At 44.3% G+C, this 21232-nt stretch carries 19 protein-coding genes; 14 read left to right on the top strand and 5 right to left on the bottom strand.

Features of this window, described 5'->3' with window-relative positions:
- Positions 1-35: 35 nt before the first annotated feature.
- Genes C4S61_RS05325 through C4S61_RS05310 form a run of 4 tightly spaced genes read left to right on the top strand, consistent with a single transcriptional unit; the run spans position 36 to position 4004 of the window.
- Entirely contained in the window at positions 36-440 is a 405-nt protein-coding gene (locus C4S61_RS05325; RefSeq protein WP_103923761.1) for a hypothetical protein, read from the top strand.
- Positions 433-2274: a DNA mismatch repair endonuclease MutL gene (mutL, locus tag C4S61_RS05320; protein WP_103923760.1), complete on the top strand. Its 1842-nt coding sequence runs from the start codon at positions 433-435 to the stop codon at positions 2272-2274. The genes C4S61_RS05325 and mutL overlap by 8 nt, the downstream gene beginning before the upstream one ends.
- Position 2275: 1 nt before the next feature.
- A complete protein-coding gene (locus C4S61_RS05315) occupies positions 2276-3067 on the top strand; it encodes a rhomboid family intramembrane serine protease (protein WP_103923759.1) in 792 nt (263 codons plus the stop codon).
- A 1-nt stretch (position 3068) separates the two neighbouring features.
- Positions 3069-4004 (top strand): rhomboid family protein, encoded by a 936-nt coding sequence (locus tag C4S61_RS05310; protein ID WP_103923758.1) that lies wholly within the window; start codon positions 3069-3071, stop codon positions 4002-4004.
- 39 nt (positions 4005-4043) lie between these two features.
- Here C4S61_RS05310 and C4S61_RS05305 read toward each other — a convergent pair whose 3' ends face one another.
- From C4S61_RS05305 to rlmN, 3 genes are all read right to left on the bottom strand, one after another.
- Positions 4044-4514 (bottom strand): hypothetical protein, encoded by a 471-nt coding sequence (locus C4S61_RS05305; RefSeq protein WP_103923757.1) that lies wholly within the window; start codon positions 4512-4514, stop codon positions 4044-4046.
- Between the two features lie 56 nt (positions 4515-4570).
- Positions 4571-7243 (bottom strand): TonB-dependent receptor plug domain-containing protein, encoded by a 2673-nt coding sequence (locus C4S61_RS05300; RefSeq protein WP_103923756.1) that lies wholly within the window; start codon positions 7241-7243, stop codon positions 4571-4573.
- Positions 7244-7315: 72 nt separating this feature from the next.
- The gene (gene rlmN, locus C4S61_RS05295) at positions 7316-8380 is read right to left on the bottom strand and encodes a 23S rRNA (adenine(2503)-C(2))-methyltransferase RlmN (RefSeq protein WP_103923755.1); all 1065 of its coding nucleotides are present in this window, start codon (positions 8378-8380) and stop codon (positions 7316-7318) included.
- 293 nt (positions 8381-8673) lie between these two features.
- Here rlmN and ccsA (C4S61_RS05285) point away from each other — a divergent pair, with 293 nt between their 5' ends.
- From ccsA (C4S61_RS05285) to dnaN, 10 genes are all read left to right on the top strand, one after another.
- Positions 8674-9348, top strand: coding sequence for a cytochrome c biogenesis protein CcsA (gene ccsA / locus C4S61_RS05285; RefSeq protein ID WP_103923753.1), 675 nt, complete (start codon positions 8674-8676; stop codon positions 9346-9348).
- A 1-nt stretch (position 9349) separates the two neighbouring features.
- Positions 9350-9592, top strand: a complete 243-nt coding sequence (locus tag C4S61_RS05280) for a CcmD family protein (protein WP_200820540.1) — start codon at positions 9350-9352, stop codon at positions 9590-9592.
- Between the two features lie 12 nt (positions 9593-9604).
- Complete coding sequence (locus C4S61_RS05275; RefSeq protein ID WP_103923752.1) at positions 9605-10021, top strand: cytochrome c maturation protein CcmE domain-containing protein; 417 nt, start codon at positions 9605-9607, stop codon at positions 10019-10021.
- A 28-nt stretch (positions 10022-10049) separates the two neighbouring features.
- Complete coding sequence (gene ccsA, locus C4S61_RS05270) at positions 10050-12569, top strand: cytochrome c biogenesis protein CcsA (protein ID WP_103923751.1); 2520 nt, start codon at positions 10050-10052, stop codon at positions 12567-12569.
- Positions 12570-12632: 63 nt separating this feature from the next.
- Positions 12633-13217, top strand: coding sequence for a MarC family protein (locus C4S61_RS05265; RefSeq protein WP_103923750.1), 585 nt, complete (start codon positions 12633-12635; stop codon positions 13215-13217).
- Between the two features lie 41 nt (positions 13218-13258).
- Positions 13259-13714 carry a ribonuclease HI gene (gene rnhA / locus C4S61_RS05260; protein WP_103923749.1) on the top strand — a complete coding sequence of 152 codons (456 nt, stop codon included), beginning with the start codon at positions 13259-13261 and terminating at the stop codon, positions 13712-13714.
- 151 nt (positions 13715-13865) lie between these two features.
- A complete protein-coding gene (gldA, locus tag C4S61_RS05255) occupies positions 13866-14777 on the top strand; it encodes a gliding motility-associated ABC transporter ATP-binding subunit GldA (protein WP_103923748.1) in 912 nt (303 codons plus the stop codon).
- Positions 14774-15493 carry a gliding motility-associated ABC transporter permease subunit GldF gene (gldF, locus tag C4S61_RS05250; RefSeq protein ID WP_103923747.1) on the top strand — a complete coding sequence of 240 codons (720 nt, stop codon included), beginning with the start codon at positions 14774-14776 and terminating at the stop codon, positions 15491-15493. The genes gldA and gldF overlap by 4 nt, the downstream gene beginning before the upstream one ends.
- A complete protein-coding gene (gene gldG / locus C4S61_RS05245; protein ID WP_103923746.1) occupies positions 15490-17202 on the top strand; it encodes a gliding motility-associated ABC transporter substrate-binding protein GldG in 1713 nt (570 codons plus the stop codon). The genes gldF and gldG overlap by 4 nt, the downstream gene beginning before the upstream one ends.
- 183 nt (positions 17203-17385) lie before the next feature.
- Positions 17386-18510 (top strand): DNA polymerase III subunit beta, encoded by a 1125-nt coding sequence (gene dnaN, locus C4S61_RS05240; RefSeq protein ID WP_103923745.1) that lies wholly within the window; start codon positions 17386-17388, stop codon positions 18508-18510.
- Positions 18511-18698: 188 nt separating this feature from the next.
- Here the strand turns inward: dnaN and C4S61_RS22550 are convergent, their stop codons facing one another.
- Positions 18699-20633, bottom strand: a complete 1935-nt coding sequence (locus C4S61_RS22550; protein WP_103923938.1) for an OmpA family protein — start codon at positions 20631-20633, stop codon at positions 18699-18701.
- 37 nt (positions 20634-20670) lie between these two features.
- Complete coding sequence (locus tag C4S61_RS05230; protein ID WP_103923744.1) at positions 20671-21159, bottom strand: hypothetical protein; 489 nt, start codon at positions 21157-21159, stop codon at positions 20671-20673.
- Between the last annotated feature and the right edge of the window lie 73 nt (positions 21160-21232).

Below are 21232 nucleotides of genomic sequence, written 5' to 3'. Positions count from 1 at the left end.
TTTTCAAAGCCTGCCTGACCAAAACCGAATAGCGTATGAAATTCCCTTCTATCTTTCGCACCGCCTCTCCCATGCGGTATGATATAAAACCCCGGTATTACGATCCTATCAAGGAAGAGATCGAACAGCGAACCTCCCGGATCAAAAAGGAACTGGAGAACGAGGGTCTTTTGCAACCTGGAGATGAGACGAATTTAAATGGCTATGGAACAGGAATCAGGGGGTCATTTTCGCAGTACAAAGGAATAAAACAGCGGGATACCAGTTTATTCAGCTCAACAGCCATGATCCGAACGCTCCTGTTTTTAGCGATGGTCATGCTCGCGTTCGGCTACATCTATATCGGACCTGAAATTTTCACCTACCTTCTCTATGTCGGCATGATTGCGGCAGGGATTTTCATTTTTTTCAGGCTAAAAAACCGGGCAAAAGATGAGTGACATCATCCAGCTTCTTCCGGATGCAATTGCCAATCAGATTGCAGCAGGAGAAGTAGTGCAGCGGCCTGCTTCCGCACTTAAAGAACTATTGGAAAATGCAGTAGATGCAGGTGCAACCCAAATACAGGTAGTCATCAAAGATGCGGGCAAGCAGCTGATTCAAGTCATCGACAATGGTAAAGGAATGTCTGCAACGGATGCCCGTATGAGTTTTGAGCGGCATGCTACTTCCAAAATCCGGTCTTCACAGGACCTCTTTGCTATCCGTACTTTCGGATTTAGGGGGGAAGCTTTGGCATCCATTGCAGCTGTGGCACAGGTAGAACTGAAAACCCGGCAAGCTGAAACGGAACTGGGGACCCTGATCCAAATCGAAGGCTCTGAAGTAAAAAGACAGGAACCGGTGGCCGTACCGGTCGGCACTTCAGTGGCGATGAAAAATTTGTTTTTCAACGTGCCGGCCCGGAGAAATTTCCTGAAATCCAATCCGGTGGAAATGCGTCACATCGTGGAGGAATTTCAGCGGGTAGCCCTTTCTTATCCGGAGGTTGCCTTCTCACTTTTTCAGCAGGATTTGGAGGTTTTCAGCCTTTCTTCCGGAAAATTGAGTCAGCGAATCGTCAGCCTGTTCGGCAAAAACTACCAGGGACAGCTCGTTCCCTGCAATGAGGAAACACCCCATGTGAACGTCAAAGGCTACATCGGTAAACCCGAAAACGCAAAGAAAACCCGGGGCGAGCAGTTCTTCTTTGTCAACAACCGCTACATCAAAAGCTCCTATCTCCACCATGCAGTGAGCGCTGCTTTTGAGGGTTTGATTCAGAATGATCAGTTTCCCTTTTATGTGTTGTTTCTGGATATCGATCCGGCACACATTGATATCAATGTTCACCCCACCAAGACAGAGATTAAGTTTGACGACGAACGTACGGTGTACGCAGTGATCCGATCAGCGGTAAAACAAGCGCTTGGCGCACATCATGTGATGCCTTCCTTGGACTTCTCGCTGGATGTGAACTATCAGGACAATTGGACCAAAAATCCCGAGACCAAAGTCCAAGTAGATCGGGAGTACAGCTACAAGACTTTCAATACACCGGAATTCAAAAAATCGGCTGTCTCCGGTTGGGAGCGACTTTTTGAAGGCAATTCCAATCCCAGGCCTGCAGTCTCCCAAGATCAGGATGAAGATCAGGAAATACTGACCTTCCCCAGTAGAGCTTCCTCGAATGAGGTGAGAATGATGATTCCAACTCAGGAAAACGAAGCGACTGGGACTACTTTTCAAGTCGAATTGAGCTATATCGTCGCACAAATGTCCACCGGATTGCTTATCGTGGATCAGCAGTCAGCGCACGAACGAATCCTTTATGACCGGTATCTGAGGCAACTTCAATCTGCACAAGGAGCTTCTCAACAATGTCTTTTCCCCCCTACAGTCCAACTGAATGCGGGAGATTTCACCTTGGTCATGGATATGCTACCCGAACTCTACAGCTTGGGTTTTATAGTGGAAGAATTCGGGAAAGACACCGTGGTGATCCAGGGAGTACCTGCTGATGTTCAGGTAAAAAATGAAAAAGAACTGTTTGAAGGATTAGTAGAACAATTCAAAAACTTTAAAAACGAGCTTTCCCTGGACAAGCGGGAAAACCTTGCACGCTCACTTTCCCGAAGGGCCTCCATCAAAAAGGGACAAAAACTCAATCCCCAGGAAATGGAAACCCTCGTTGGTCAGCTTTTTGCCAGTCAAAACCCAAATTATTCTCCCGCTGGGAACAAAACTTTCGTGAAATTGGATTTAAATAGCATTCACTCCTTCTTCGGAAAATAGCATGTTTAGAAATATTACTCCGGTTGTACAAAACCTCCTACTGATCAACATCCTTGTTTTTGTAGTGGCCAATTTTGTATTCCCAGTCTTAAATGAATGGTTTGCATTGTATTTTATTCAAAGTGCCTACTTCAAACCCTTTCAATTCCTTACGTACATGTTTATGCATGCTGACTTTTGGCACTTGTTCAGCAATATGTTTGGGCTTTTGATTTTCGGACCACTTCTGGAGCAGTTTCTTGGGCCTAAGAAATTATTTATTCTTTGGATGGTGTGTGGAATTGGAGCGGGGGTTTTGTATTCAGGCTATTCGATGTATGAGTACAAATCTCTAGAGGACAAAGTTTTAACCTTTGAGCGTAATCCGGATCCTGATTATTTCAATAAATTAGTTTTAGAAAATCGGGGTTACTTTTCTCCTGAAGTTTTTGATTTTGTAGGCGATTTCAGTAAGAATCCTGGGGACCCAATGTATATCGAGCGGGCAGAAAAAACACTTCAGGCCATTTTGCGCCTCCGATCCAATCAACCCATGGTCGGTGCATCCGGGGCGCTATTCGGAATCCTGGTCGCTTTTGCGATGCTATTTCCCAACACCCAACTGTTTCTGCTTTTCCCTCCTATGCCGGTCAAAGCAAAATATTTGGTGGGAGTCTATGCCCTTTACACGATTTATAACGTATTCGTAAACAACCCGACAGATAACGTCGCCCATTTTGCCCATTTGAGCGGATTGATAATCGGGGCAGCATTGGTTTACGGTTGGAAAAAAGACAGAAACAGCTTCTATTGATATGTACGGTGGTTTTTGGGATAATTTAAAAAATGCCTTCAGGCATAGCGACAACAGTCTATATAAGCTGATTGCGATTAATATCTTGGTGTTTTTTGGCCTGTTGATTGCTCGTGTACTATTGACAATCAGTGGATTGGGGGACATTTATCAAGCTGCATTGAGTCAGCTGATGATGCCGGCTTTTCTTCCCAAACTGGCCATGCAGCCGTGGTCGGTTCTCACCTACATGTTTTTGCATGAGGGATTGTTTCACATCCTATTCAACATGCTCTTTTTGTATTGGTTTGGGATGATCATTTACCAATACCTCGGAAGCCGAAAACTTGCCAACCTGTATATCCTAGGCGGTATTTTCGGGGCGGTATTTTATGTTGTGATTTACAATCTGGCACCCTATTTCAGCCAATCCGTAGAAAGCTCCATGATGCTCGGTGCGAGCGCAGGCGTATTTGCTATCGTGGTAGGTGCCGCGACCCTCACTCCTAATACGACCTTCTTCTTAATCATTATCGGTCCGGTCAAGATCGTGTACATTGCTGCCTTTTATGTGATCTTATCCTTTGCCAACTCCATCGGTGCAAATGCCGGAGGAGAAATTGCCCATTTGGGTGGAGCGCTTTTGGGTTACCTCTATGTGACACAACTGCGTAAAGGAAATGATTGGGGAGTTCCGGTGCAGAAAGTCGGTATTTTCTTCGAAAACCTCTTCAATCGAAGCCAAAGCAAAGTCAAAGTCAGCTATCGCAAAGCAAAAACAAGCAGTACCGGGGGCTTGGGCAGCTTTTCATCCAAATCAAACCCAAGCTCACTGGCAAAAACCCAGGAATCAACCCAGGAAGAAATAGACCTTATCTTGGACAAAATTGCTGAAAAAGGCTATGATGCGCTTAGCAAAGAAGAAAAGCGAAAATTATTTGAGTTTAGCAAAAAGTAACAGTTTTCAATTTTTTGCCCGAATGTTCAAAAATCTCGGTTAGAGCGGGAAAGCCAATCCAAACCGAAATCCTGATTCTTGCCTAAACTGACTTTGAAATCTGAATTCGGTACTTAATCCGACCCATTCGGTCAGAACAATGTAGGCCCCAACACCGACATTGGCGCCGACAAAGTTTCGACTGGTACCAGCTTGACCAGGTTGATTATTCTGAAAAGTCTGACTATATCCCGCCACAAAATAGACCTGCGAAGGACCCTCTGTCACATAATACCGGAGATCAAAATTTAAATTACTCGTATTTCCAACTTTTGGGAAATTCTTGATAAAACTGGGCATCACCGCAAATTTGTCCGCAAAGAAGAATTCAGCGCCTGCGCCTGCACCAAATTCTCCAAACCTTAACCCGTAAGTTGCCAAAACATGGATTCGGGCATCCCCTTTCATCTGTGCTTTAGCATGGATTGAGAATACTCCAATAAAAACTAAAAGCAGCAAAGCCTTTTTCATATTTCTCGGTTTTTCTGAAAAAGGTAAGCGGCTTTGATGAGTTTTGCAAGTGTCACTTATTGGATGATTTTGACAGCCCTACCCAATCTCCCTTCAGCATCCATCCCCTCTACGATTATTAGTTGACGCTTTGCGGTGTCAGAATTGTAGAATTCGACCTTTGCATTTCCTCCGGCATCTGTATTAATCATTGGATTCCAAAAAATAGTAGCTCTACTGTCAGTAATGGCATTTTCTGCTGTTTTTTCATCGTACTTGGGCGAATAAAATTCACGTGGGGAATCGTAGCCTCCATATTGAGTCACCAAGGTGCCGCCCACACTTTGATAGCCAATCCCAGCTCCGGTTTTGGTGTAAACTGCGATGACACCATTGGCACCTTGGGCTCCGAAAATCGCCGCCCGAGCAGGATCTTTAAACACATCCACACTGGAGACGTCACGGGGATTGACCTGAAGTAGCGTGGCGGCATCAACCGGGAAATTATCCAATAAGTACAGCGGCCCGGTTCCTGAGTTGACTGATCCAACACCTCTGATCTGAACCGAAACATCCAAACCCGAAACAAAAACCTGTACGCCGGAAACTCTTCCTTGAATGAGTTGGAATACGTTGGTAAAGGCCACGTTACCGGGGATTTTATCAGGATTGATCGTCACATCTCCCGCCCCGTAGATTTTCCTGACTTCCTCTTCTTCTTTCTGGATGGTCTGTGCTTCAACTGTTACACCTTCCAAATCGAGAATATCCTGATCTTCATTGAGCTGCTGAAGTAAGTTTCTGGCTTCAAAAGTTGCCGCGAGTGCAGCTGGCCAGATGATTTGATTTGGATAGGTTCCATTGATCTGGGTAAACACCGGTTCAGGTTTGATGACATCTACCTCCACAAAGTTTTTCACTCGATTATCTTCTGCCGTAATCGTCACCGTAACTGAATCCTGGTAATCCAATTCCCGTAAAATAAAGCGCCCATTCTGCCCAAACTCTGAAGAAACAATTTCAACACCATCCCCGATTATGGCCGTGACTTTACCTCCACCGAGCCCTTTTCTGGACTTCTGCTCTTCGGTGATTTGTCCCTCGATATTGATACCCCGCTCGATGAAATTAGTGATTTCGGGAAGTTTATTCGCAATCACATCATCCCAGGTAAATCGCCTCCAGCCGTGCGTCAACATCACCAAGTCTAGCAACTCCAACGTTTCCGCTTCCTGATCCTTGAAATAATATCCGGGCTGATGGACTCTGCCTCGAAGATCTGAGGTCAACAGCAAAGCTGAGAAAATGGTCCCAAACTCATCGGATTCGTCACTTACCTGATCCGCATCACTGACGGCCATGGAGAATGAACCTTGAATGGGCTGATTCTGGAAGGAACTTGAAAGGTCCAGCCCAATTTTACCTCTCGGACTGACTGTACCGGAACTGGTGAGGTTAAGATTCAGAAAATCATCCTTTTGCACAAAAATCAATCGCTCCAACAAAGGCTTGCCCTCTGTACTCAACACCGTGATGTGATTAATTCCGGAAATCAGATTCTCCTTTGGAATACGGACACCCCACACACCATTGGCCAAGGCTCCCTGTATCATATAATTGATCACTCCCCGGGTCTGCGACACCAGCAAAAGTGAATTGGGATTGTACTCCCCTTGGACGAAAACTGTAATAAAAGCCGCTCCGGGATTATTAACTACCTGAACGACAATACCGTTTGAATCAGCTTTTGGTAGGGGGACAACGCGGGTTTCACCTGTAGATGGATGTGTAATAGTTGCCGTGTAATCTGCTTTAGCCGGCGTTAATTCCACTTTTCCCATTCCGCCAAATCGGGTCGCGAATTTTTGATCGTCAATTTGTCCTTCAATGTCCACCGGAGTTCCGTCAGGATCTATGGCGCGAAATGCCACATTTGCCTTTTTGCCAATCACCCAATGTCCACCCTCTGGCAAAAACTGGATATCTGCCAAACTAAGCGGATATGGCAATCGAATCGTCTGTATCACAGGATAATCTCCATTTTCATAGTACACCAATTCAAGGCTTTGACTGGGATTAGCTTTTTCAGGAATGGAGAAAGAAAATGAGGCTTGTCCCTGGGAGTTGAGCGAAAGAGATTGCTTGTGTAGTTCGGCATCTCCTGCAAGTGCCCGGATTTCCAACGTTTGATTTGCAAGTGGATTTCCCGAACTGGAAACTGCATCGATTTCGACTTGATATTTAACCTGCCCGTCGGAAGAAGTGATTTCTGTAAAATTGACTTTAGGCAAAAATGATCCTCCTGCCCCATCCACGACTACAAATGAAGTGGTCAAAAAATATTCCTCTCCAAAGTTTCGCATCCAGGCTGTATACGCCTTGATTTGGTAAGTTCCTGTTTTACCAAATCTTGGGATTTTAAAATCTCCGGCACCCCGACCGTCTTCTATCTTCACTTTTCGCTGCTCAAGCAGAAGACCAGTCCCGTCAAATATATCGACATAGAGTGTGCGACTCAGCGGTGAAGGAATCTGAGCGCTCCCAGCCATCAAATAGGCGCTAAACCAAACATCCTCTCCCAGGGTATAGGTCCGCTTATCCAAATGCAGGTAAGACTTTTCCGTCGGGTACTCCTTCTGAATGCTTTGGAAGTAGGCTTGGATTTTTTCGGGGAGATTTTCCTGAGCAAAACTTGGGAAAACAAAAAGAAGCAACGCCACAAAAAGCGGCTTGAAAAAAGGAATTTTCATGTGTATAATAGTTGGTTATTAAAAACAGGAGTAATAAAACTACTTATTATTTTAAAAGCAAGTAAAAAAATCTTAAATATTTGACAACTGGGCTACTTCGTTCTTGTTTGCCAGTTGTCCACAGGCAGCATCGATATCCTGACCTCGGGATTTTCGGACTTTGGCAATGATTCCGTTTTGCTCTAAAATGCGGACATACAGCTCCACAGCCTCCTGCTTGGCCTGCCTAAATTCCCCATCATCGATTGGATTGTATTGGATCAGATTAACTTTAGAGGGGATAATTTTGCAAAATTTTGCAAGTGCCCGAGCATGCTTTTCATCGTCATTGATCCCTTCCCAAATGACGTATTCATAGGTCACTTTGCGTTTGGTCTTTTGGTACCAATACTTCAAAGCCTCGCCAAGCTCCTCCACAGGGTTGGAATCATTGATCGGCATGAGTCGGGAGCGGGTTTCATTGATAGCGGAGTGAAGTGATACTGCGAGATTGAATTTAACTTCATCGTCAGCCATCTTTCGGATCATCTTAGTCACACCTACGGTGGAAAGCGTAATTCTCCTAGGTGCCATTCCCAGTCCTTCAGGTGAGGTGATTTTGTCTATTGCCTCGATCACATTTGCATAATTCAGCAAAGGCTCTCCCATTCCCATGAAAACGATATTGGTCAAGGGACGCTGAAAATAAGTTTCCGCCTCTTCTTTGATCGCCACTACCTGATCGTAGATTTCTCCAGGTGTGAGATTCCGCATGCGCTTCAGTCGTGCGGTTGCACAAAAATTACAATCCAAACTGCAGCCCACTTGGGAAGAGACACAGGCTGTGATTCGCTTGGTAGTCGGAATCAAAACCGACTCCACAATCTTATCATCAAAAAGTTTGACGGCATTTTTGATCGTTCCGTCGCTGCTGTGCTGCATCAAGTCGACCTGAATGTGGTTGATGATGAAGTTTTTTTTCAGCATTTCCCGTGTGGCAAGGGAGATGTTGCTCATGTCATCGAAGTTTTTCAGTGACTTATTCCATAGCCAATCATAGACTTGCTTTGCCCGGAATTTCTTATCCCCTTTGGCCAAAAAATAGTCTTCCAGCTCAGTAAGACTCAGTTTTCGAATGTCGATTTTCTGATTTTCCACCCGACAAAGGTAAGGATTGAAAGATTGGAAAATTGTGAAAGGATTGGAAAGTTGTAAGGTTGGATAGTGGTAAGGTTTGAAAGGTTGGATAGTGGTAAGGAAGTTGGGAGGTTTCGGAGTTTGGAGATTAATGTCAGCCTGAACTCCACTGCAAACAAGAGTTTTTTGGTAGAAGAAGTTTTTGGACTTGGGACTGTTTTTTTCATTTTGATAACTGTCGCCTTTTATGAGAAAAATCAGGGGATTCAGGAACTTATGACGTATTTTTGCGCTTGAAAAAGCAAATTCCCAATATGCGCCAATCCTGGTGGAAAATCCTGGCAATCGGACTCCTGATGTACACGCTTACTGCCGGTTTGCTCATGGATGTCCCTCGACTTCCGATCCTGAATGAAACCATCCGGGCCCTTCACTTTCATGTGACGATGTGGTTTGGAATGATTCTGATGTTGGTAGTTGCAGTGATTTATAGCATCAAATACCTGAGAAGCAATAAGCTCGAGCACGACGACATGGCCATTGAATTCACCAATGCGGCCATTCTTTTTGGTGTCTTGGGGATCGTGACCGGGATGCTTTGGGCGAGATTTACCTGGGGAGATTACTGGAGTGGAGATCCCAAGCAAAATGCCTCAGCCATCGGATTGCTCATGTATTTCGCTTATTTGATTCTTCGTGGCAGCATCACCGATCCGCAACAAAAGGCACGTATTGGATCCGTTTACAACATCTTTGCTTTTGCAGCATTTATCCCTTTGATTTTTGTTTTGCCCCGACTGACTGACAGTCTTCATCCGGGAAACGGCGGAAATCCAGGATTCAATGCCTACGACTTGGATTCAAAGCTCCGAATGATATTCTATCCTGCAATACTGGGATGGACGCTCTTGGGCGCGTGGATAGCAACCGTCCGGGTAAGAATCCGTAGAGTGGAGCGAGTGATGGAAGATAGAATTATAAATTCCTGACATGAAAAAAATACTGACTACAGTTCTTTTGATTTTTTCCCTGAACGCACTGGCGCAGGAAAAAATCCCCGTTTCAGAAGCCGACTACACCAATAACTCCGTGGAAATGGCAGACAAAATGCGGGCGGATGGAAAAATCTATGTCCTGGTAGGAATCATTGCAATCATTTTCGTCGGGATCACAGTTTATTTGGTCAATACTGATCGCAAGATTTCCAAACTCGAAAAAAACATTAATTCCTAAAAATCTACTCCCATGAAAAAAGGACACATCATCGGCCTCGGAATCATTGCTATCGCGATTGTGATCATCATGACCTCCATCGGCGATGCAAGCAGCTATGAAAGCTTCAATACCGCTTGGGAAATGAAAGAAGACGGAGAAGATAAATCCATTCATGTAGTCGGTCAACTGAAAAAAGATGAAACCGGTCAAGTGACGGGACTTGAAGTGAGAGAAGACAAGACTTCATTTACATTCCTATTGGTAGACAATGAAGGAACCGAACAGAAAGTGTTTTACAATGAACCCGTACCGGCTGATTTTCAACGCTCTGAGCAAGTGGTGGTGATCGGATCCTATCGGGAAAAAGAAATATTTGTGGCAGACAAAATCCTGATGAAATGCCCCTCCAAATATCAGGAGACCGACGTGCAGGCTGCTGGAATGTGATGTTGAAGGCTATCTCAAGTAAAAAATCATGATTAATACCTTTGTGGGTAATCTTGGCCACCTGATGACCATCGTGGCTTTTGTGAGTGCATTGGTGACTGCATATGCCTATATTCAGTATTTCCGTGCGAATGAAATTGAAAAAGCGAGTTGGAGAAGATTCAGCAGAATAAGCTTTTACATTCATACAGGTTCAACTGTATTGATTGCTTTTTCACTTTTTGAAATTATCTACAATCACCGCTACGAGTACTTTTATGCGTATTCCCACTCCTCCAAAGCGCTTCCTGTTCACTACATGATCTCGAGCTTTTGGGAAGGTCAGGAGGGCGCGTTTATTCTTTGGGCCTTTTGGAACGTGATTTTAGGTGTGATCTTAATCCATACCAACAAATTCTGGGAGGCACCGGTCATGGTGGTTTTCGCCTTGGTTCAGGCTTTCCTGATTTCCATGATTATGGGTGTGGTGATTGGAGATCTGAAGATTGGCAGTTCACCATTTATGCTTTTAAGGGATGCCACGCAGGCTCCTATTTTTCAGCTGAATCCGGACTTTGTCCCTGAGGATGGCACGGGTTTGAATCCCTTGTTACAAAACATCTGGATGGTCATTCACCCGCCTACGCTGTTCCTGGGATATGCTTCCACCTTGATTCCTTTTGCTTTCCTGATCGGAGGGTTAGTGACGAAAAGGTATTCTGAATGGATTCGTCCGGCATTGCCTTGGGCAATTTTCTCCGCCATGATCCTTGGAATGGGTATCATCATGGGTGCTTATTGGGCCTATGTGACGCTCAACTTTGGTGGCTATTGGAACTGGGATCCTGTAGAAAATGCGGTGTATGTTCCATGGTTGATTTTGGTGGCTTCGATCCATACCATGATCACCTTCAAGAAAAGTGCTACTGCCTTGAAGACCTCAATCGTTTTAGTCATCATGAGTTTCATTTTGGTGCTCTACGCCACGTTCTTGGTCAGATCCGGAGTCTTAGGCGATGCTTCAGTACACTCATTCACCGATTTGGGTCTATCGGGACAGTTATTGATTTACATGCTTTTCTTCTTGGCCATTGCCGTGGTCTTGGCAGCGCGAGCTTGGAAGCATATTCCGACTTCGGAAAAAGAAGCTGACGTGTATTCCAGAGAATTTTGGATTTTTCTGGGTGCAATTACCTTGGGCTTGATGGCGTTTCAGGTGATCTTACCTACCTCAATCCCGGCATGGAATGCCTTGGTGGAGAGCTTCGGCGGAATATCAAATATGGCTCCTCCCGCTGATCAGGTGGAATTTTATACCCGATTCCAATTGTGGTTTGCGGTGGCAATTGCATTATTGACTTCGGTTGGACAGTTTTTTTGGTGGCAAAAGATTGACAAAAAGGTACTGAAAGAAGCGCTAGTCACTCCTTACATCGTTTCAGTTTTGATTTCAGCAGCCATCATTGTACTGGCAAAAGTCTATGACTGGAAATACATTATTATCGTCCTGGCAGGCACGTTCACCATTGTCGCCAATGCCGTGATTTTGGCGAAAATCCTGAAGAAATCAACGTTCAAACTAGCTGGTGGCTCGCTAGCTCACATCGGTCTTGGAATGATCTTAATTGGGATCATGTTCAGCTCGGGCTACTCGGATGTAATCTCTATCAATATGTCCGGATTGACCTACAGCAACAGTTGGGAGGATGAGATGAACAAAGAGCACGTCCTACTTTGGATCAACAAACCCACCCAAATGAAGGACTACACAGTCATCTACCGTGGAAGACAAAAAAAGGTCGTAGGCGTACCGGAATACGTGCCCGCAAAAATCCTCGAATCCACAGGCAATGTCAATGAAGCCATTGCCCTTGAAGATTATAAAGAGCACTTCAAAAAAGGCGATATCGTAAAGATTGTTCTTGAGGAAAACGACTACTTCAAGATCGATTACCTTCAAAATGAAACCCTGAAGTTTTCACTCAGCCCAATGTCTCAATTCAACGAAGGCATGGGCGGATTGATCTCTTCACCAGACTCAAAAATCTACTTGAATAAGGACCTGTACACCTACGTGGCAGCCATGAATGACTACGAGGATCCGGAATGGAAAGAAGACGAAAACTACGAGGTCAGTCCCGGCGAGCAATTCCATATCGCTGATTTTGTCACCTATTTCGACGGAGCAGAGGTACTGAAAGAAATCGAGGGCTACCAACTCCAGGAAGGTGACGTGGCGGTAAAAGCTAAACTTCGCGTGCTGGATTATGATACAGAGAAATTACTTGAGCCCACATTTATCATTCGAAATAATCAGGTCGGTAAACTTCCTGTGATTGACACCGAACTTGGACTCAAAGTAAGCTTGGAAAACATCCTGCCCGAACAGAATAAATTTGTATTCAAAGTCAATCAGTACCAAAAAGACTATGTGGTGATGAAAGCTATCGTGAAGCCATACATCAATGTGCTTTGGATCGGGACGATCATCATGCTCATTGGATTCACTGTTGCTATCTTCAGGCGATTTGACGAATTCCAAAAAATGCGGGACAAGGGATTGGAGTAATTTGAAATTCCAAATTCGAAATCGGATTCCATTCTAACTTCTGAAATTACCTAGCTTTGCGCCATGTTAGATTTCAAGCAAATTCTTTCCGTTTCGCTGATTCTTTTTTCTGTCATCGATATTCTGGGTTCGGTCCCCATTGTAATCAATCTGAGAAAGAAAGTCGGTCACATCAAATCTGAGCGGGCCACGCTTGCAGCAGGTCTTTTGATGATTGCTTTTTTGCTTGTCGGTGAGTCTATTCTTCGCCTATTCGGCATTGGAGTGAGTGATTTTGCCATTGCCGGAGCCCTGATCATTTTTGCTTTGGGAGCAGAGATGATTCTAGGTATTGAGCTATTCAAACCTGATCCTGAGGCCACTTCCAGCGCGTCTATCGTTCCCATTGCCTTTCCCTTGATTGCCGGTGCGGGTACACTGACCACCATTTTGACTTTAAAAGCAGAATTTGAGCAGGTCAATATTGCCATCGGAATCCTCCTGAATCTGATTTTTGTCTATGCCGTTTTGAAAAGTACCACTTGGCTGGAAAGTAAACTTGGAAAATCGGGCCTGGATATTTTGCGACGAATTTTCGGAATAATTTTGCTTTCGATTGCAGTGAAAATTTTCAAGACAAATGCATTTCCGGTGGAAGTCATCAACTAATTGACCAAAGGAATTCCGGCAAATTTCCCGATTTTTACCCCATGATTATCATTTTCACAGATGGCGCTGCCAAAGGCAACCCGGGCCCGGGAGGCTATGGAGCTGTTCTGAAATTCGGTCAGCACCGCAAAGAACTTTCTGAGGGATTTCGTCTTACCACCAACAATCGAATGGAGTTACTTGCCGTAATCCGTGCCTTGCAGGAACTGAAATCCGCCGAATTCCCCGTACAAATCTACTCTGACAGCAAGTATGTCGTGGATGCCATCGAAAAAGGCTGGCTGTGGGGCTGGCAGAAAAAAGGATTTAAAGACAAGAAGAATCCTGATCTCTGGCTTCGTTACATTCCCCTTCACCTGAAATACAAGCCAAAGTTTATCTGGGTAAAAGGTCATGCCGGGAACCCTGAAAATGAACGTTGTGACCAACTAGCAGTAGCAGCGGCAGAAGGCTACGGATTAAAGCCCGACACCGGTTACGAGGAGAGTTTAAAGTAAAATGTTTAGCTATTAATTCAATTTGAAACATTAAGAAATTAAGACGATTAAAACTTTATTTCACAAAGAAGGATGAAGTTTCAGTCACTTAAACTTAATTTCCTTAATGAACTTAATGGTTATATAAAAAATCAGAATTAGATTTCCATTTATGTCATTAGAAGTCTCCCGATTAAGTAAGTTTTACGGAACCCAAAAAGCTCTTGACCAAGTGAGCTTTTCCGCAATGCCAGGGAGAATTCTGGGATTTCTCGGACCAAACGGTGCAGGAAAATCCACGACTATGAAAATCATCACCGGATACCTTGGTGCTGATTCAGGTGAAGTAAAAGTGCTGGGCGAAAATGCACTGGAAAATCCAAAGCTCGTCAGTCCAAAAATCGGATACCTACCCGAAAACAATCCGCTCTATCCAGACATGTATATCCGGGAATTCCTGGAATTCTCGGCGGGACTTTATGGGATGAAGGCTTCTTACATCAAAGAACGAGTAGCTGAATTGATCCAAAAAACAAGCCTATTTCCTGAGCAACACAAGAAAATTGGGCAGCTTTCCAAAGGCTATCGACAGCGAGTGGGACTGGCAAGAGCCTTGATTCACGATCCGCAGGTCTTGATCCTGGACGAGCCGACCACCGGGCTGGACCCCAATCAACTTGTAGAGATTCGACATTTGATAAAAGAAGTGGCAGAAAACAAAACAGTCATCCTCTCTACCCATATCATGCAGGAAGTGGAAGCGATCTGTCAAGATGTGGTGATCATCAACAAAGGAAAAATCCTGGCCGAAAGTCCACTTTCCGAACTTAAAGCCGGATCTGGACAAGTTGAATTAGTTCTCGAAACTGAGGAAGAACTAGAGTTAGTATGGTTTGAGAAATTGGAAAAAGTTCGGTTTGGTGGCAAAGGAAAAAAACAATTAGTCGTTGAGACGAGTGATCCTACAGAAAGCCGAAAAGTTCTGTTGCATATCATCACAGCGCGAAGTTTGAATCTAAACAGCCTCAATCAAACCACAAAAAATCTGGAGACGCTCTTCCGAGAAATCACCCAAAACCAATGAAAAGCCTTTTCCTCAAAGAAATCAATTCCTTCTTTGGTAGCCTCACCGGTTATCTGGTGTTGGCATTGTTTCTTGTTGCCTTGGGATTGATTGTGTGGGTTTTCCCGGAAAGCTCGGTGTTGGAATATGGATTTGCTGATCTGGAGGCCCTTTTTTCCTATACCCCCTATGTCTTTACATTTTTGATTCCTGCACTTTCCATGCGTGCGATTTCTGAGGAGCGCAAAACCGGAACCTGGGAACTTCTACGTACCTCTCCCCTTTCATTGATTCAGATTATTTTGGCAAAATACCTTGCCTTAGTGACTTTGGTTTTCTTGGCAGTTTTACCCACTCTGTTATATGCTTACAGCATTTTTCAGCTGGGTGATCCGGTGGGAAATCTTGATCTGGCAGGTTTTTTTGGGAGCTGGATCGGACTCCTGATGATTGGAGCCACCTTTGCTGCGGTTGGATTATTTGCGAGTTCGCTGACTTCACAGCAGGTCGTCGCCTTTGTGTTGGGCGTTTTCCTCTGCTTTGTTTTGTACTTTGGATTCACTGCACTGGCTGAGCTTTTGACCGGGGAGCTAGCCTATTTCGTAGAGGAATTGAGTCTGAGTTATCATTATATCAGTTTGAGCCGTGGAGTGATCAACAGCAGTGATCTTTTCTTCTTGATCGGAATGATCTGGGTGTTTTTGGTAGCTTCTGTTTTGGTGTTGAGAAATAAATGAAAAAGCCAGGACTCCATACCGCCAAGCCTTTTCTGATTCTTATAGCAGGCATTATTGTGTTGACCTTATTGGGTCAATTCCTCCGATTTCGGATCGATCTGACTGCCGAAAAACGTTTTTCAGTTCATCCCGCTACCAAAGCGCTCTTGGAAAATCTGGATCGTCCGATCCATGTGGATATACTTTTGACGGGAGAAAATCTACCCGGAGGGATGCGGAGACTTCAGAAGTCTATGGAGGAAACTGTCCGGACTTTTAATGCTTATTCCTCGGAGAATATTACGGTCTCCTACTTTGACCCCCTTACAGTGGTGGATTCCCTTCAGGAAGAATTCATCTACACGTTGGCAGATTATGGCATCAGTCCGACCAACGTTTTTTTCAACCAAAATGCCGGACAACAAACGCAATTGATTTTCCCCGGAATCCTCGTTTCAGATGATGAATATGAAACCGGGGCGTTAATTCTGAAGGGAGAACGAGGCATGTCGCCCGATCAGACTCTGAATACCTCCATAGAAAATCTGGAATACGAGCTGAGCAATGCCATACGAAAACTGGTGAATCCTGAAAAACAAGCTATTGCGCTGATCACCGGTCATGGAGAGCTTTCCGAAGATGATGGATTTGGAATCGTTGAAGCACTTGACGGACAAAATGAGGTTTTTAAAGTCCCGTTGGAGCAAGCCAAGTCGGTTCAGGATCTGAGTGCTTTTGGAACCATCTTCATTGTAGGACCTAAGCAAACTTACACCGACCGCGAGCTTTTTCTTCTGGATCAATACGTGATGCTAGGCGGCAATCTGGTCGTGGCTGCCGAGGGAGTGGACGTTGACCTGGCGCAGGCGGGTGGAGAAGGCACCTTTTCTTTTCCTTTGGAAAATGAACTGGATCGTCTACTCTTCCGCTATGGTGTACGAATCAACAAGGACCTCATTCAAGATCTGAACTTAAGCTACATTCCTGTCATGGGGGGAAATTTTGGCAATCAGGAGCAGATGATTCCACTGCCTTGGCCATTCTATTTCAATGCAGGTCGAGTCACGACTCACCCCATCACCAAAGCCTTGGATCAGGTGAATTTCCGATTTGCGAGCAGTTTAGACACAGTCAAAGCGGATGGTGTGATCAAAACTCCTTTGATTTTCGGGTCGGAAAATGAAAAAATTCTTCCTGCACCGTCCCGAGTTGCCTTTTCAGATATGGAGCAGGCTCCAAAAGTCGAAGAGTTTACGCTTCGAAATCTTCCCTTAGCCTACTTGCTTGAAGGAGAATTTACCTCACTTTTCAAGAATAGGTTTATACCTGATGGCTTTTCAAAAACCGACTTCAAGGAGAATGGAAAAGGAAAAGTGGTTGTGTTGGGGGATGGTTCTGTCTTTCAAAGCCAAATGAGTTTACAAGGAAATCAACCTTTGTCATTAGGAGAAGACCCTTTTGCCCAAACTACCTATGCCAATAAGCAACTCTTACAAAATCTCGTACAATTCCTCAATGATCCGGATGGCATTATCGCTTCCCGAACCCGCACACTCCAAATCAGACCTTTGAATAAGGTAAAAGTCAGCCAAGAAAAGGTGTTTTGGCAAGGGCTGAATGTAATCCTTCCCGTTCTGGTTTTGAGTCTTTTAGGTGGAATGATACTTTATCTGCGAAAGCGCAGGTATTCAAAAAAGCTAATCGAGACTTTTCTAAAAAATAGCAGATAAATTTTCGGGGAAAGAATCTTTCGACCCATCGAATTAGCATTTTATTTATAAATTTACCCCGCTAGATTTAAAAATTGTCCTAAGCCCTACGATATGAAATCGGGCAGGAAGAAGTACCTCATTTGAGCATTGACTTCTCATCCTATTAGATTTCATGTGATCCTAAAGAAAAAATATAAGTATATGAAATTTATTGTTTCCTCTTCTGCACTTTTGAAGCAGCTCTCTTCCATCAACGGTGTCGTAACGACCAATCCGGTAGTTCCCATTCTTGAGAACTTTCTTTTTGAAATTAAAGACTCCGAATTGACCATCACTGCTTCCGACTTGCAGACTTCCATGATGACTCAGCTTCATGTTGAGGCTAAGGAAGATGGAAATATTGCAGTACCGGCTCGTATATTGATTGAAACACTTAAAAACTTACCGGAGCAGCCGGTTACGTTCAGCATTGATCATGATACGTATGCAGTAGAGATCAGCTCCGACAACGGTCGCTACAGATTGGCAGGAGAGAATGCGACAGATTTCCCAAAAATCCCAACGGTCAACAATGCTACGACTGTGGACATGTCCACCGAAGTGCTTTCCTCTGCGATTTCAAACACGATTTTTGCGACTAGTTCAGATGAACTCAGACCCGCGATGACCGGTGTTTACATCAACTTAAGTGATACCAATACTACCTTTGTCGCAACTGACGGTCACAGATTGATCCGATACAGAAGAGTGGACATAGCTTCGCCCAACAGCGCGAGCCTGATCATTCCAAGAAAAGCGCTCAACCTTCTGAAGTCAACTCTGCCAGGTGAAAACGTCCCTGTCACTGTAGAATTCAACCAATCCAACGCCTATTTCAAGTTTAACAACATTAAGATGATCTGCCGTCTAATCGACGAACGCTATCCCGATTATGAAAACGTGATTCCGGTTGACAATCCAAACCGAATGAATATCGATCGTTTGGAGCTTTTGGGTTCGTTGCGAAGAATTGCCATCTATGCCAATAAAACCACCCATCAGGTAAGACTAAAATTGACCGGGAGCGAACTGATGATTTCGGCGGAAGATCTTGACTTCTCAAATGAAGCAAATGAAAGACTTTCCTGCGATCACGAGGGCGAAGACATCGAAATCGGATTCAACGCCAAGTTCTTGGTGGAAATGCTGAGTAACCTAAGCTGCAAGGAAGTCAGTCTGAGATTCAGTGCACCAAATAGAGCCGGCTTGATCCTTCCAGCTGAGCAGGATGCTAACGAAGACATCCTAATGCTCGTGATGCCGGTGATGCTAAACAATTACGTATAACCTTAACCAATAACCATAAACCAAAGTCCGGATCAATGATTCGGACTTTTTTTGTGGGATAAAAATATCAAGAAAAGGAAAAGCCTGTCGGGATTAAATCCTGGCAGGCATTTTATCTAAAAATCCCGCAGTATCTCAACCGCGGGATTTACAAGTCTTAAACCTTGATTTTAATATCTCATGTCTGATCAATCTTCCCGAATCTCGATGACCTTAAACTCGGTACGTCTGTTGACCTGATGTTCTTCTTCGGTCTTTGCATCCTTGATGATCAATTGGCTTTCACCATATCCTTTAGCCACCAAACGCTCAGCTGCTATACCTTTGGACACAATGTAATCCACAGCGGACTGTGCTCTTCTTTGGGACAAATCTTGATTATAAGCATCACTGGATCTGGAATCTGTATGTGAGCTCAATTCGATGCGAATGGTAGGATTGTCAGCCAAGATTTTGACTAATTTGTCCAGTTCAGCTGCTGCATCCGTTCTGATTTCAGCCTTATCCAAATCGTAATAGATATTGTCTAGCACGATCGCTTTCTCCAAGATCAACTGGTCCAAGATGATGGTGGTGTCGAGGGTTATATTGGTCACCTCCTGAATCAAGGTTGCCGGATCCGGAGTTTTTCCTTTCGTAGTATAAGGGATTGATTTGGAGAAATATCCTCCTTTGGAAGCAATTATGGTGTAGTCCTGATCAGGTGCCATGGTGAATCTCACTCTTCCGCTTGAATTGGAAAAATCTCCGCCTTGTTGTTTGTTGTCCGAACCATACAGCACGACTCGGGTTTGAGGCAAATCAGCTATTGAACCATCTGCCTTTTCTTCCTTGGTAAAGACGTTAAGCAGGACATTGACGATCTTAGGCTTGGGTGTTTTGTCTTCAAAGAAGTAAATATCATCGTCTCCGACTCCCCCTTCCCGATTGGAAGAGATAAATCCCGCTTTTGGATATTCGGTAAAGAAAATCCCAAAGTCGTCATCCTTGCTGTTGATATTTTGTCCAAGATTACGAATCACCTGTTTCCCGGATTCGTCATTTTCTGCCACAAAAAGATCCAATTTACCATAACCGGGATGACCGTCTGAGGAGAAAAAGAACTTCCCATCAGGTGCTATATGTGGGAACATTTCATTCCCTGGAGTATTGATCGTAGGACCCAGATTTACCGGATTTCCAAAGTCACTGTTTGCAAGTCGGGTAGCTTTCCAGATGTCAATTCCACCATATCCTCCGGGTCTATTGGATGCAAAATAAAGCTCGTCTCCATCCGGGCTGAAGGCAGGGGTGGAATTCCACCAAGTTTCGTCTTCATTGACAGGCATCCAAACCGGCTGAGTGAATCCAGCTCCCCGGAAATAAGACGCAAACAAGGCTACTTCGGGCAAATCCTTTGGAGAAGTTGAATTTCCTCTTGAATAAATGATGGTGTTTCCATCCGGACTGATCGCAAGGGAGCCTTGATTCAAGCCTTCTTCATTTCGGAACTCAGGCAAAGGCTGGACAGCACCGACATCAACTTTCAGTCCATCTGCTCTTGTTCTGAAAAGCTTCAGATAGGGAGTACCCGTGGCCGGATAAATACCGGATGCTTGCCTACCGGAGGTGAAGTACAAAAAATCCTCACTTAATAGCGGTGAAAAATCAGCACCCGGAGTATTCAATTCAGTGTAGTTGACAAGAACGTGATTGGGCCAGTAGTCTTCAATCCCTTCCGCCAGCTTAATAGACTCGATTTCGCGCTGAATCCTGGCTAAAAGGGTTTCATCAGAGGTATAACTTTTTGCATTTTCAAACGCCTCGATTGCTTCCTTATTTTTTTGTTGGGCTTTTAGGCTTTGTCCCAAAAAGAAATAATTATTGAAAGTAGGCTCTTCCTTCACCAGCTGCCGATAGTACGGTTCAGACTTTTCGATTCTATTGGATAGCCGATAACTCTCTGCGATGATTTGATTGGCTTCAAGATTAGAAGAATCCTGAGCTAAGATTTGGGTAAATGTACCAATCGCATATTGGTATTGCCCGGATAGAAACTGATCATTACCTTTTTCTTGTAAGCTCTTACAGCCGACAAATGCCAAAAGAGCCAAGGCAGAAATCCATAAAAAATGCTTATTCATCGATAGGTGATTGTAGGTCAATGCTGAATATTACTAATTAATTTGGAAAATACTTATTTAGCCAACTATTTCGGACGGGTTGCCAAAGATTTTGAAGATCGGCTTTGGTCCGAATCAGAGGGTTTATTACTTCTGTTTCCAAGTCGATTTCACCTGCTGAAATTCTGGATTTTAAGCCTAAGGCCGGAATCACTTTCAGTTCACCGGTGGATCGCTTCAGACTGATTTTACCTTGATCGGTCAGATTGATATTCAGGGTGTTTTCCAGCTCTCGCAAAGTTCGCACTAAACTGTCAATCGAACAGCCACTAGCCCCAAGCTTACTTTCATCTACTGCCAAAATCAAAATCTGGCTTTCGATTAGTTCAAAAGAAGTCGACATCAAATTTCCGTGCGTATTCCAGCCCTCGCAAAAGCTCTTCATCCGGTCACGGAGGATTTTTTCATCTGATTCAGAAAGTTTTTGGTCGGCCTGATATACCCAGACCCGGGAATATTCTGGCATTTGATCAAAAGGAAGGTACATACGGTTTGTCTATCGTGCAAATAAAAACCCTTTCTGCATAACGGCAAAAAGGGCTCAATTGATTCAAATTTGG

This window comes from Algoriphagus boritolerans DSM 17298 = JCM 18970, from assembly GCF_900108085.1.
Classification (GTDB): domain Bacteria; phylum Bacteroidota; class Bacteroidia; order Cytophagales; family Cyclobacteriaceae; genus Algoriphagus; species Algoriphagus boritolerans.
This window is presented reverse-complemented; position numbering and strand designations above follow the sequence as displayed.